Genomic DNA, 13,069 nt, shown 5'->3' on the forward strand with positions numbered 1-13,069 from the left:
GCGAAGCACCGAGGCCCGATCGGGTTCAGGTGTCTACGCTGGGTGGTGTTGTGGGCAGCCGCCGTCGGAACGAACCGGCGGCCTTACCAGCCGAGGAATCCCGTGAGTGACACCCCATTCGGATTCGGCCTTCCGCCGGAGGAGCCGGAGAACGGCGACGAGGGCAAGAAGAAGGACCAGCAGGGCGGTGGTGGTCAGGGACCGTTCGGTTTCGGGCTGCCCGGAGCCGGTGGCCCCGGAGCCGACAATCCGCTCGCAGCCATGTTCGGTTCCATGAACCCCAACGACCTGGGCGCCGCGTTCCAGCAACTGGGCCAGATGCTCTCGTACGAGGGTGGTCCGGTGAATTGGGACATGGCCAAGCAGATCGCCCGCCAGACGGTCTCCCAGGGCACTTCTGACGGCACCAAGGACGCGAGCGTCGGCCCCGCCGAGCGGCTGGCGGTCGAGGAGGCCGTGCGGCTGGCCGATCTGTGGCTGGACGACGCGACCTCCCTGCCCTCCGGCGCGGGCTCCGCGCTGGCGTGGAGCCGGGCGGAGTGGGTCGAGGCGACCCTGCCCGTGTGGAAGGAGCTCGTCGACCCGGTCGCCGAGCGTGTCGGCGCGGCCATGGGCGACGTCCTGCCGGAAGAGATGCAGGCCATGGCGGGCCCGCTCATCGGCATGATGCGCTCCATGGGCGGCGCCATGTTCGGCACGCAGATCGGACAGGCCGTGGGCGTGCTCGCGGGCGAGGTCGTCGGCTCGTCCGACATCGGTCTGCCGCTCGGCCCGGCCGGCAAGGCCGCGCTGCTGCCGCTGAACATCGAGTCGTTCGGCAAGGACCTGAGCGTCCCCCAGGAGGAGGTGCGGCTCTACCTCGCCCTGCGCGAGGCCGCCCACCAGCGCCTCTTCGCGCACGTGCCGTGGCTGCGCTCCCACCTGTTCGGCGCTGTCGAGGGGTACGCGCGCGGGATCAAGGTCGACACCGCGAAGCTGGAGGACGTGGTCGGCCAGTTCGACCCGCAGAACCCGGAGGAGCTGCAGCAGGCACTCCAGCAGGGCATGTTCCAGCCGGAGGACACGCCGGAGCAGAAGGCCGCGCTGGCCCGCCTGGAGACGGCGCTCGCACTGGTCGAGGGCTGGGTGGACGCGGTCGTCCACTCGGCGGCCAAGCCGCGGCTCTCGTCGGCCGACGCGCTGCGCGAGACACTGCGCCGCCGCCGCGCCACGGGCGGTCCCGCCGAGCAGACGTTCGCCACGCTGATCGGCCTGCAGCTGCGCCCGCGCCGGCTGCGGGACGCCTCGCGCCTGTGGGCCTCCCTCACCGACGCGCGCGGTGTGGACGGCCGGGACGGCCTGTGGGCCCACCCGGACATGCTGCCGACCGCGTCCGACCTGGACGACCCGGACGGCTTCGTCCACCGCGAGCACCTGGACTTCTCCGAGCTCGACAAGATGCTCGGCGAGGCCGCGAGCGGCGCCGCCACCGAGAAGCCGAACCTGAAGAAGGACGACGACTCCGAGGACACCGACAAGGGCGACGGCACCGAGTGAGCCTGTACGACGACGCGGTCCTCGTGCTGAAGAGCCACGAGGGCCAGGACGAGCTGCGCCAGGTCTATCTCGATCACCTGTCCGAGCATCCGGACGGCATGTGGAAGTCGTGCCACGCCGGGCACGTCACGGCGAGCGCTCTGGTGGTCGACCCGGTGCGGGGCCGCGTTCTCCTGACGCTGCACCGCAAGCTCCAGATGTGGCTCCAGATGGGCGGGCACTGCGAGCCGGGCGACTCGACCCTGGCCGACGCGGCCCTGCGCGAGGCGACCGAGGAGTCGGGCATCCAGGGTCTGACCCTGGCCCCGGGCGGACCCGTGACCCTGGACCGGCACGCCATCCCGGCGCCGTGCCACTGGCATCTGGACGTCCAGTACGCCGCCCTCGCCCCGGCCGACGCCGTCGAAGCCATCAGCGACGAGTCCCTCGACCTGCGCTGGTTCGCTTACGACGAGGTCGCCGAGGTGGCCGACGATTCGGTCGTACGTCTCCTGGAAGGGACCCGCGCACGGCTGTGACCGCCCCGCGGGCGACCGACCGACGTGTAAGGGGCGACCGCCATGGGCGGTCGCCCCTTACGTCTGCTCGCGGACCGTCGTTTCCCGAACGGCCGTACGGTCAGCTCCAGACGTTGCCCTGGTTCTGCGCGTGGGCGCCTTGCTGGCCCATGCCGTACTGGGCGCGCACTCCCTGGCCGATCACCGCGTTCTGCGGCGGCAGGAGTTCGCTGGGCTGGATGAGCGCGTAGCCGGTGCCCATGAAGCTGAGCTCCCAGCCCTCACCGGTGTTGCCGCGGCGCCGCCACACTCCGGAGGAGTGGGTCTGGGCCTGCATCTGCACGCGCAGGCCGGTGGACCACGCGACGATCGCGTCGGCGTCGCAGTTGACGTATTTGTCCGGTGTGACCTGCATCATCAGCGGCATCCCGGAGGTCATCAGCGCGACCTTGCCGCGTCCCGTGATGTTGAGCTGGTACTTGCCGGAGCCGGAGATGCCGTACTGGCTGTCCACGGCGATGACGTCGTGGTGCAGACCGGAGTCCATCGCCAGCACATAGCTGCTGTCGACGGTGAGGCCGTCCTGATCCACGTCGACCACGTGCACGTGCTGGCCGAGGTTGGCGAGGTAGACCGTGCCCTGCCCGTGGCAGCGCATCAGGTCGAGGCCCTCGCCGGTTTGCGCACGCGAGCGGCGCTGGCCGTTGTTCTGGTACTCGGCGTCGAACTCGACGAGACCCTGGTACGCGACCATGGTGCCCTTGCGGGCCAGGATGTCGTCGTGACCCTCCAGGACGACGCGCAGCATCTGCGAGTTCTGCAGGCTGTAGCGGTCCTGGGACTGCTGCTCGTTGTAGCCGAAAAGCGGGCTCTGCATGGTGTCCTGCTCCCCCTCAGCCCCGGACTCGGAGGCGGTCGGTGCTGTCCTCGCTGGGCTGGACGACGACGATGCCCTGCCCGGAGAACGCCATCTGGTACGCCTCGCCGCTGCCGCGTCCGATCAGCGACTGCGCCTTGAAGCTGCGCTTGCCCTTCACCTTGAGGTTCGGGGACCAGGCGACGAGCGCGTCCGGGTCGACGTACGTCTCGTCCTCACCGCCGCCGCAGTCGACGACGATCGGCTTGCCCCGGGACGTCAGCGCGACCCAGCCCTGACCGGAGATCTTGGTGTTCCACAGACCCTGTCCGGCGAACTTGGCGAGCCCCTTCACCCGCTCGACGCCCCAGGTGAGGTGAGCGTCGAAGGCGAGCAGATTCGTCGCGTTGACGGAGATCGCGTCCCCGTTGAGGTTGATGACGACGACGTTCGCCCCGTAGTCGGCGAGGTAGAGCAGGCCGTCGCCGGAGCACTTCATGAGGGGCGCGCCCTCGCCGGTCATCCAGTCGCGTGCGATCTGACGGACGGCGGGCGGGTTGGGCTCGTACTGGACGAACCCTTCGTAGGCGACCATCGACCCCACGCGCGCGAGGAGGTCGTTCCCGGTCTGCATGGCGACCTTCAGCATGTGATTGCCGTGGTTCTCCATGCGCGTGGTGACGGGTGTCGGGGCAAAGCCCGCGAATGGCTGGTTCATGACGGGCTCCCTCAGACCTCGTACGGCTGGACGACGACGAAATTGCCCGGCGCGGCACGGAACTGGAGGTTCACGCTCTCGCCGGTGTCGCCGGGGTAGGCGTTCCGGCGCATCCTGACCTGGCTGGACACGATCACCTGCGCGGCGGCGGACCAGGCGACGACGGCGTTGCAGTCGGCGAACGTCGTGGGTGTCACCGGAAGCACGACAGGAGCGCCGTTCGTCTTGACGACGATGGTGCCGGTCCCCTGGAACTGCATCGTGAACAGCGCGCCCCCGGGGATGCCGTGCCCCTCGATGCGGCGGACCTCGTACTGAAGGGACTCGTCGAAGGCGAGGACGTTCTCCGCGGAGACGCAGATCGCGTCACCCTGGAGTTCGATCGGGTGCACATGGGTGGCGTTCTCGGCAAAGAACACCTGGCCCTGGCCGGTACAGCGCATCAGCTGCATCTCCTGGCCGGTCGCGTTGCCCACGATCCGGCCGGCGAACCCGGCGCCCTTGTAGCTGAAGTCGACCTTGCCCTGGTACAGCACCATGCTGCCCTGCCGGGCCAGTACGGGCTGACCGCCGATGCCGAGATCGACGCGGATGAGCTTCTTGTTCTGCGGAGTCCACCGCTGACCGGTGGGCGTCTCCTTGAAGGCACCCAGTGCGGCGGCCACACCGGCCCCGCCCTGCGGCGCACCCTGGGGCGCGCCGTACGGGGAGGGGGCACCGGGCTGCCCCGGGTACGGCCCGGGTGCCTGGCCCGGGACCTGCCCGAACTGCGGCTGCTGACCGTAGCCGGGGGGTGCCGTCGGGGGCTGCTGACCGTATCCGGGAGGTGCCGTCGGCGCCTGCTGCCCGTAGCCGGGCGGCATCGGGGCTGTCTGGCCGGGCGGCTGCTGGCCGTAGCCGGGCGGCGGACCGGGCGGACCGGGCGGACCGGGCGGCTGCGCGTACGGCGCGGGGCCCGGCGGCGGGACGGTGCCGCCCGGCGGGGTGTGCAGCGGCCCCACGATGGTGGGGGCGGCGTGCACGGAGGGCGCGTGAGCGGGCGGAGTGGCACCGGGCGGCGGCGCGAAGCCCTGAGCGGCGGGGGCCGGGGCGGGTGCCGCCGGAGCGCCGAACGTGGGCGGCGCGGTGGCCTGGGCCGGCGGCGCGAAGGACGGCGCCGCGCCGGACTGCGGCTGCGGAGCGGCGGGCTCCTCTTCGGCGACCTCGCCGCCGAAGTTCTTCAGGAGCGCGTCGAGGCCGCCGTCGAAGCCCTGCCCCACGGCGGCGAACCGCCAGACGTCCTTGAGGTAGAAGTCGCCCAGCATCACGGCACGTTCGGTGGAGAACTCCGCGCCGCTGAAGGCGTACCGGGCCACCTCCTCGCCGCCCGCGACGACACGGAGATATCCGGGGGCGATCTGAGACATCTGTCCGGCACCGTCGAGCGTCGCCGTGAAGGACAGCTTCTGGATCTGCGCCGGAATCCGGTCGAGGGTGATCCGGAAGGACTCCGTGTCACCCGACTGCGCGCCGAGCAGCTGAATGGACTCCTCGGGGGACTTCGGCTGGTTGAAGAAGACGAAGTACCGGTCGTCCGAAAGCCGTTCGTCGGCGTCCAGACCGAAGCAACTGATGTCGAAGGTCAGCCCGGGGCCGGTGATCTGCACACCTACGTACAGATCGGTGCCCGCGGTGAGGTCACTGATCTTGGCCTTGTGGCCGCGTTGGAATTCCCTGGCCATGCGTAACGACCGTCCCCCATCCCGATGCGAGTGCGTCGCGTCAGGCTAACGGCAAAGTCCGGAAGTGGACGAAGCCGGTACAGACCCGGTACACAATCGCGTCCGCGGCGGGGCGGGCCCGCCCCTACTCGTCGCGCGAGGCCGGGAGGTGGGGCAGCCGGTCGGCGGCGACGACGCCTTCGAGATATCCGCGAGCCCGTTCGGTACGCGGATAGGCCTCGAGGAGCCGCCAGAAACGCGGCCCGTGCCCGGGTACGAGCAGATGGGCGAGCTCGTGGAGGAGGACGTAGTCGACGACGTACTCGGGCATGCCCTGCAGCCGGTGCGACAGACGGATGCTGCCCTCGGAGGGGGTGCACGAGCCCCAGCGGGTGTTCTGGTTGGTGACCCAGCGCACCGACGAGGGCCGCGCTCGGCCCTCGAAGTAATGGGCCGACAGCCGCTCGGCACGCTCGGCCAGCTCGGTGTCGCCGAGCACCCGTTTGCTTTCCTGGGCGGCCAGTTTGTCGAGCATGACGGTCACCCAGCGCTGCTCCTCCGCCTCGGACATGCGGGCGGGGATGAGCACGACGGTGCGATCGCCCTCTCGGTACGCGGAGACTGTTCTGCGCCGTCGGGCGCTCCTGCGGACCTCGATCGCGCTCGCCCCCGAACCGCTCGGCGGCGGGCTCGTCGTGCTGCGCTTGGTTTTTGCGGCGCTGTGCAGTGGGTCGGCGGGCACGCCCCGACGTTACCCGCTGCACATGGGGGAAGTCCCGCCCCCGGGACGGTTCGATGCCGATCCGCACTCCGCGCGTTTGATTTGTGCGACGAACGGTGCCGCCTGTGGACAACTTTCGGCGGGGCTCGACGCGGACGGGCATGCTGGCGATCGGTCCGCCGTGCGGCAGTCGCACCGCGGACATACGGGGACGTTCTACGGTCTACGGGGGTAGGTCATGCATCCGATCGTGAAGCCCGCGCTGCGGCGCGGCTGGCGGGATCTCAACACCGTGCAGTTCGGAATGGCACCGGCGCACGCGATGGTGCTGGGCCCGATGGACACGGCGACAGGCAGCTTCCTCGAGCTGCTCGACGGGACACGCGGAATGCCGCTGCTGCGCGAGCAGGGCCGCGAGATGGGGCTGCCGGACGGCCATGTCGACGGACTGGTGGACCGGCTGGCCCGGTCGGGTCTGCTGGACGACGCGACCGGAGGCGGCCCGGCCGCGGACGCGTTGCGCGAGAAGAAGGAGGTCATGGACCGGCTGCGATCCGACCTCGCCTCGATCTCCCTCGTAGCTCGCCGGCCGGGCGGGGCCGTCGAGCGTCTGGCCGCCCGCCGCTGTCTGCGCGTGCAGGTGCGGGGCGCCGGCCGGGTGGGGGTCGTCCTGGCAGCGCTGCTCGCGGGCGCCGGTGTGGGCGAGGTCGAGGTGCGTGACCTCGGCCGCGTCGAGCCGTGGGACGTGGCGCCGGGCGGCCTTCCCGTCGAGTCCATCGGTGAGCGCAGGGAGGACGCCGCGCGGCGGGCGGTGCGCCGAGCGGCCCCGGACCGTCCGCCCCGGGCCTCCTCCAAGGAGAGGCAGGATAGGCAGGGCGAGGAGACCCGCGGACTGTCCCTGGTGGTCATCACTCCCCGGGACGGCCTCGGCGTCCACGCGCCGGACCCGGTGTCGGCCGAAAGCCTGATCGCCTCGGGGACGCCCCACCTCTACGCGGGCGTTGTCGAGGCGACCGGGATCGTGGGCCCTTTGGTCCTGCCGGGCGACACCGGCTGCGCCGGCTGTCTGGACCGGCAGCGCACCGACCGGGATCCGACCTGGCCACGTCTGGTCGCGCAGTGGCGCTCAGGGCAGCAGCGCCGAGTGGCCGCATGCGATCTCGCCCTGGCCTCGGCGGTCGCCGCACTCGCCGCGAGCCACGCGCTCGTCTTCCTGGACGGAGATCAGCCCTCCAGCGCGGGGGCCCGCTGGGAGGCCTCGCTCCCCGGATGCGACTGGCACGCGAAGCCGGTCCGGGCTCATCCCGGATGTCCCTGCGGGACCGAGGAGAAAACAAAAGGGGAGCGGACCCCCGAGGACGGCGAAGGGCACGAGACAATGGCCGGGCAACAGCCGCACGCGACACGGCTTGCTGGGACCTGGAGGGCGCATGTCTGATCTTCCCCGGAAGGCAGTCACCCGTACTGCCAAACTGGCCGCGCTACCGCTCGGCTTCGCCGGGCGGGCGACCTGGGGACTCGGTAAGCGGATCGGCGGAAAGTCGGCCGAGATCGTGGGCCGCGAGCTTCAGCAGCGGACGGCCGAGCAACTCTTCAAGGTGCTCGGGGAGCTGAAGGGCGGTGCGATGAAGTTCGGGCAGGCGATGTCCGTCTTCGAGTCGGCACTGCCGGAGGAGGTCGCGGGCCCCTATCGGGCGGCGCTGACGAAGCTCCAGGAAGCCGCGCCCCCCATGCCGACCCGCACGGTCCACTCCGTGCTGGAGGAGAGGCTCGGCGCGGACTGGACCGAGCTGTTCACGGAGTTCGAGGACAAGCCGTCCGCGGCGGCCTCGATCGGCCAGGTGCACCGGGCGGTGTGGCACGACGGGCGTGAGGTCGCCGTCAAGGTGCAGTATCCGGGGGCGGGCGAGGCCCTCCTGTCCGATCTAACCCAACTCGGCCGGTTCGCCCGGCTCCTCGGTCCCCTGATCCCCGGAATGGACATCAAGCCGCTCATCACGGAGCTGCGTGACCGGGTCTCCGAGGAGCTCGACTACGGCCTGGAGGCGCAGGCCCAGGCGGCGCACGCCGAGGAGTTCGCGGACGACCCGGACGTCATGGTGCCGGCGGTGGTCCACCAGTGCGAGCAGGTCCTGGTGACCGAGTGGTTCGACGGGATACCGCTGTCGGAGGTGATCACCGACGGCACGCCGGAGCAGCGGAACCGCGCCGGGCAGTTGCTGGCCCGCTTCCTCTTCTCGGGCCCCGCCCGCACCGGCCTGCTGCACGCGGATCCGCACCCGGGCAACTTCCGTCTCCTGCCGGACGAGAAGAGCGGCTGGCGCCTGGGCGTCCTGGACTTCGGCACCGTGGACCGGCTTCCCGGCGGCCTGCCCCAGCCGATAGGCGATTCCCTCCGCATGACCCTGGACGGTGACGCCGAGTCGGTCTACGAACTGCTCTGCGAGGAAGGCTTCGTCAAGGAGTCGATAGACCTCGAACCCGACGCGGTCCTGGACTACCTGCTGCCGATCATCGAACCGGCCCAGGCCGACGAGTTCACCTTCACCCGGGGCTGGATGCGCAGCCAGGCCGCCCGCATCGCCGACCCCCGCTCCCCCGCCCACCAGTTGGGCCGGCAGCTGAATCTGCCGCCGGCGTACCTCCTCATACACCGTGTGACCCTCAGCACCATCGGTGTGCTGTGCCAGCTCGGCGCGACGGTCCGCCTGCGCGACGAACTGGAGGAATGGCTGCCGGGGTTCGTGCCGGAGGAGGAGCTGGAGGACGAGGACCTGGACGAAGAGGTGGCGGCCGCCGAGGCGTGAGTTCACGCCGCGGACGCGGTCCACGGGCGGGCAGTTGTCGCACCGGATCGCCGGAGGACCCCCTTCCTCGGGGCGGGACTACCACCAGGCCGAGTCGAGACGGCCCTCGATCGCTCTGAGGTTGCTGCGGGCGCAGTTGTCGCAGAAGTAGCGGCGGGTGCCGTTCTCGACGGAGCAGGTCCACGTCGGCAGGGGGCCATCGGCCTGGGTGCCGCAGTGGGCGCACACGATCTTCCGGGCTTCGCCCGCGTCGGACCGCGGTGGGGAACCGGTGCTGTCACTGTCTTCGGGAAGACTCGTCACTCGGGCGACGATATCGCCGCGATCGGCGGTTCGCCCGGCACAACGCACCGCGGGGGCCGGTCCGAACGGACCGACCCCCGCGGGATTCCATGTCTGCGACTGCTACGGCTGCTGAGACGACATGCGTCGACTACTGCATGACCGCCATGGCCAGCGCGCGCCGGGCTCGCATCGAAGCGCGCTCGGCCCTGCGCTGCATGCGGCGAGCGGTCGCCAGGCGCACGGCCCGGCGTTCCTGCTCGGCCTGGTGCAGTCGCTCGTGCATATGCGCACGAGCCAAGGCTTCTGGGATGAGTTGCATCTCTCGGGTCCTGTTCTGACGCGAGTCGTTCGCGCCGGTGGAGGTGAAGTCTGGGGTCGCGGAACCTGCGGGTTCGCTCGTGGACGGCTTCATCGGGGCCTGCTTCTTGGGGTCGTGCGTCAGGGGACGGTCGATCGTTCCTCGGATGTTCATGCCGCAACCGGGTTCTTGCGCGGGCGGCCACGCGGCCGCTTGCGGGCCACGACAACACCCTGGACGAAGAGCTCGCCACCCCAGACGCCCCAGGGCTCACGCCGCTCCTTGGCGCCGGCGAGGCAGGCCTCCATCAGCGGGCAGGTACGGCAGAGGGACTTGGCGTACTCGACGTCGGCCGGCGACTCGGCGAAGAAGACCTCCGGGTCGTAGGAACGGCAGGGGACGGGTACGCCGAGGTTCTCGATGGCGTCGTCGAGCGCGGTGAGCGCAGTGAGCGGGATCAAGGTGGAGTCCTCCGTGAGGCCGGGCGGGGGGATCGTTTCGGAAGGCGGTACGGACGGGGCGTGCGCTTCGAGTTGCACGGTTCGTCTTCCTCGTCTGGTCGTGCCGGCCGGGTTGGCCGGTTGGCGGCTGGTACCGGGTTCTTTTCTTGTCCCGAGGCCCCTTCGCTCCGCTGTCCCCGGTCGGGGACAAACAGAAGGGCCGCGGATCCCGGGTGGGGTTCCGCGGCCCTGAAGGCGCCGGCCTGATCGAGAATCAGGCTGGATCACTCCAGGGTTCAGGCCCACGGAAGGCCCACATCGTGTGCTGCTGCTTCGTCTGCTTCAGGGATCCGGCACCGGCTGCCGCAAAGGCATAGGCATGGGCCTCTGCCACTACTGCCGCTTCCAGTGCCTGGGTCGGTCGCTCATTGCGCTCACGGATGGGAAGACCCGCGAGAGACACGGAGGACGCCGGCCGGACGGCAGGAATGCCGGACAGACCGGTGCCCAGGTTCGAGACGCCGAGCATGCACGTGGAGACGACGACCGAGCGATCGGTCATTTTCACGGTGTTGATGAAGCTGGTGTTGATGCTGATCACTGGAATCGCCTCCTCTCGGCGTCTTGGGGGACCGGTGCGAGCCGGTCCGACGGTTATTAAGTACAGCACGGAACCAGGGCCTTGGAGAAGGCCGCTGCTGCCGTGGTTAAGAACCTATGGGGATTGCTGGGGCATGCGCAAACTATTTTTTCGACGAGTTTGAATCAATCGCCCTCGCCGTCTCCCTCGACCTCGCCACCTGCGCAGATGGCCAGAACATCGGCTCCGAAGCGGTTGAGTTTGCGCACGCCGACCCCGGGGATCCGTGCGAGCTCGCCCTCGTCGTCCGGCGCGGTCTCCGCGATCGCCATCAGCGTCTTGTCGGTGAAGACGCAGAACGCGGGCTGCCCGCTGCGCCGCGCCTGCACCGCGCGCCACTCGCGCAACCGCTCGTAGAGACCCTCGTCCATGTCGGAGGGGCAGCCCTCGCAGCGCATCAGCTTCATCTCACCCGCGTCGGTGAGCGTTCGGCCGCAGACCCGGCAGCGCGCCGGGGTCCGGCTGGTGCGCCGGACGGCGGTGACGCCGCTGCTTCCGGCGCCGCGCTCGATGCCTCCCGAGGCGCCGCCACCGCCGCGGCCCGCCGTGGCGACGGAGCCGGGACGCAGACCGTCCAGGAACCGGCTGGGGCGTCGGCCCGCGCGTCCGCCGGGCGAGCGGGACAGGGCCCAGGAGACGAAGAGGTGCTCTCTGGCGCGGGTGACACCGACGTAGAGGAGACGGCGTTCCTCCTCGATCTGCTCGTCGGTCTTTGCGTAGGTGATCGGCATCATGCCCTCGGCCACACCGACCAGGAAGACGACGTCCCACTCCAGGCCCTTGGCGGAGTGCAGGGAGGCGAGGGTGACACCCTGCACCGTCGGCGCGTGCTGGGCGCTCGCGCGTTCGTCGAGCTCGGCGATCAGGTCACCGAGCGTCGCGCCGGGCTTGGCGGTCGCGAAGTCCTGCGCGAGGTTCACCAGGGCGGCCAGCGATTCCCAGCGCTCTCTGACCGCGCCGGAGCCGGCCGGGGGCTTGCTGGTCCAGCCTTCGCCCGAGAGCACCGCTCGGACCTGCGAGGGCAGGTCGACGACATCGTCGAGCAGCGAGTCGTTGCCGCCGAAGCGGGCCGCGGCACGCAGGGCCGCGCCCGCCTTGCGCACCTCGGGACGGTCGAAGAACCGCTCGGCGCCGCGGAGCTGGTAGGGCACACCGGCGTCGGCGAGGGCCTGCTCGTAGATCTCGGACTGGGAGTTCGTGCGGAACAGGATCGCGATCTCACCGGCGGGGACGCCCGAGGCGACGAGGTCACGGATGCGGCGGGCGGCGCCCTCGGCCTCGGCGGGCTCGTCCGTGTACTCGGCGTAGACGGGCTCGGCGCCCGAGGGACGCTGGGAGATCAGTTCCAGGCGGTGGTCGGCGGCGCGTCCGCGGGCCTGGGAGAGCAGCCCGTTGGCGAGGTGGACGACCTGGGGCGAGGAGCGGTAGTCGCGGACGAGCTTGACGACGGTGGCTCCGGGATGGCGGGTGCGGAAGTCGAGAAGGTGGTCCGGAGTTGCACCGGTGAACGAGTAGATCGTCTGGCTGGCGTCACCGACCACGCAGAGGCTGTCCCGCTCGCCGAGCCACAGCTCCAGGAGCCGTTGCTGCAGCGGGCTGACGTCCTGGTACTCGTCGACCACGAAGTGCTGGTACTGGGAGCGGACCTGCTCGGCGATGTCGTGGCGGTCCTGCAGGACGGCGACCGTCAGCAGCAGGACGTCCTCGAAGTCGATGACCCCGCGGTCGCGCTTGAGGTCCTCGTAGGCCGAGTAGATCTGGGCGATCTCGGCCGGGTCCCGGGGGGCTTCGCGGCCGGCCCGGGCGGCGGCCGCGAAGTAGTCGGCGGGGATCGTCTGGGTGACCTTGGACCACTCGATCTCGCCGGTGACGTCCCGCAGCTCCCCGCGGTCGAGGCGGATGCGGCAGGCGGCCGCCGCGTCCGCGACGAGCTGGATCTTGCGGTCCACGAGCCGGGGCAGACTGCCACCGACGGCTTTCGGCCAGAAGTACTGAAGCTGGCGCAGCGCGGCGGAGTGGAAGGTGCGGGCCTGGACTCCTCCGGCGCCGAGCTGGCGCAGGCGGCCGCGCATCTCGCCCGCGGCCCGGTTGGTGAAGGTGACCGCGAGCACGCTGGAGGGCTGGAGGATCCCCGCGCGCACTCCGTAGGCGATGCGGTGGGTGATCGCGCGCGTCTTGCCCGTACCGGCGCCGGCCAGCACACACACCGGACCGTGCAGGGCGGTGGCGACCTCGCGCTGCTCGGGGTCGAGCCCGTCGAGCACCGCGTCGGCCGTGTCCGGAACCTGCGGGAAGAGGGTGGAGTGCGTTGCTGCTGTCACCCCGCCATGCTGCCAGGTCTGCGGAGACGGATGAGCCGGTTGTCCACAGGGAGGCGCCTGCAGTCGTATCAATGCGGCAAGCGTCAGGCCTCGGTGCGGCGAGCACCACGCCTCCGTGCGACAAGCGTCACGTCCGCCCGCGTGCGACGGGGGTCGCATCTCGGCCATCCCCGGGTGTCGCGCCGATCCCCTGCGGCGGCCGTCCCGCCTGCGATGCGGTGCGGAGCGGCGAGCGTCACGTCCCTGGCGG

13 protein-coding genes are annotated in these 13,069 nt (G+C 70.7%); 4 read left to right on the forward strand and 9 right to left on the reverse strand.

Going from position 1 to position 13,069, the window contains the following annotated elements; translation table 11 throughout:
• The first annotated feature begins 102 nt into the window (after positions 1–102).
• Positions 103–1,536: a zinc-dependent metalloprotease gene (locus tag OOK38_RS07320; RefSeq protein ID WP_266762531.1), complete on the forward strand. Its 1,434-nt coding sequence runs from the start codon at positions 103–105 to the stop codon at positions 1,534–1,536.
• Positions 1,533–2,054 (forward strand): NUDIX hydrolase, encoded by a 522-nt coding sequence (locus OOK38_RS07325; RefSeq protein ID WP_266762529.1) that lies wholly within the window; start codon positions 1,533–1,535, stop codon positions 2,052–2,054. The genes OOK38_RS07320 and OOK38_RS07325 overlap by 4 nt, the downstream gene beginning before the upstream one ends.
• A gap of 100 nt (positions 2,055–2,154) precedes the next feature.
• Here the strand turns inward: OOK38_RS07325 and OOK38_RS07330 are convergent, their stop codons facing one another.
• The 4 genes from OOK38_RS07330 to OOK38_RS07345 form a co-directional block, all read right to left on the reverse strand.
• On the reverse strand, positions 2,155–2,910 hold the full coding sequence (locus OOK38_RS07330) for an AIM24 family protein (RefSeq protein ID WP_266762528.1): 756 nt from the start codon (positions 2,908–2,910) through the stop codon (positions 2,155–2,157).
• 16 nt (positions 2,911–2,926) lie between these two features.
• Positions 2,927–3,607, reverse strand: coding sequence for an AIM24 family protein (locus OOK38_RS07335; RefSeq protein ID WP_266762527.1), 681 nt, complete (start codon positions 3,605–3,607; stop codon positions 2,927–2,929).
• An 11-nt stretch (positions 3,608–3,618) separates the two neighbouring features.
• A complete protein-coding gene (locus tag OOK38_RS07340; RefSeq protein WP_266762526.1) occupies positions 3,619–5,328 on the reverse strand; it encodes a TerD family protein in 1,710 nt (569 codons plus the stop codon).
• A gap of 124 nt (positions 5,329–5,452) precedes the next feature.
• Positions 5,453–6,049 (reverse strand): M48 family metallopeptidase, encoded by a 597-nt coding sequence (locus tag OOK38_RS07345; protein WP_266762524.1) that lies wholly within the window; start codon positions 6,047–6,049, stop codon positions 5,453–5,455.
• 217 nt (positions 6,050–6,266) lie between these two features.
• On the opposite strand from OOK38_RS07345, the gene OOK38_RS07350 reads away from it, so the two are divergent.
• Positions 6,267–7,466, forward strand: coding sequence for a TOMM precursor leader peptide-binding protein (locus OOK38_RS07350; RefSeq protein ID WP_266762522.1), 1,200 nt, complete (start codon positions 6,267–6,269; stop codon positions 7,464–7,466).
• Positions 7,459–8,835, forward strand: coding sequence for an AarF/ABC1/UbiB kinase family protein (locus tag OOK38_RS07355; protein WP_266762520.1), 1,377 nt, complete (start codon positions 7,459–7,461; stop codon positions 8,833–8,835). The genes OOK38_RS07350 and OOK38_RS07355 overlap by 8 nt, the downstream gene beginning before the upstream one ends.
• 78 nt (positions 8,836–8,913) lie before the next feature.
• Here the strand turns inward: OOK38_RS07355 and OOK38_RS07360 are convergent, their stop codons facing one another.
• From OOK38_RS07360 to OOK38_RS07380, 5 genes are all read right to left on the reverse strand, one after another.
• Positions 8,914–9,138 (reverse strand): hypothetical protein, encoded by a 225-nt coding sequence (locus OOK38_RS07360; RefSeq protein ID WP_266766041.1) that lies wholly within the window; start codon positions 9,136–9,138, stop codon positions 8,914–8,916.
• A 130-nt stretch (positions 9,139–9,268) separates the two neighbouring features.
• A complete protein-coding gene (locus OOK38_RS07365) occupies positions 9,269–9,592 on the reverse strand; it encodes a hypothetical protein (RefSeq protein ID WP_266762518.1) in 324 nt (107 codons plus the stop codon).
• Positions 9,589–9,957, reverse strand: coding sequence for a WhiB family transcriptional regulator (locus OOK38_RS07370; protein WP_028802016.1), 369 nt, complete (start codon positions 9,955–9,957; stop codon positions 9,589–9,591). The genes OOK38_RS07365 and OOK38_RS07370 overlap by 4 nt, the downstream gene beginning before the upstream one ends.
• 175 nt (positions 9,958–10,132) lie before the next feature.
• Positions 10,133–10,459 carry a hypothetical protein gene (locus tag OOK38_RS07375; RefSeq protein WP_266762515.1) on the reverse strand — a complete coding sequence of 109 codons (327 nt, stop codon included), beginning with the start codon at positions 10,457–10,459 and terminating at the stop codon, positions 10,133–10,135.
• 164 nt (positions 10,460–10,623) lie between these two features.
• Positions 10,624–12,819, reverse strand: a complete 2,196-nt coding sequence (locus OOK38_RS07380; protein ID WP_266762514.1) for an ATP-dependent DNA helicase UvrD2 — start codon at positions 12,817–12,819, stop codon at positions 10,624–10,626.
• Positions 12,820–13,069 lie beyond the last annotated feature (250 nt).

The sequence above is a fragment of the Streptomyces sp. NBC_00568 genome (assembly GCF_026341855.1).
Classification (GTDB): Bacteria; Actinomycetota; Actinomycetes; order Streptomycetales; family Streptomycetaceae; genus Streptomyces.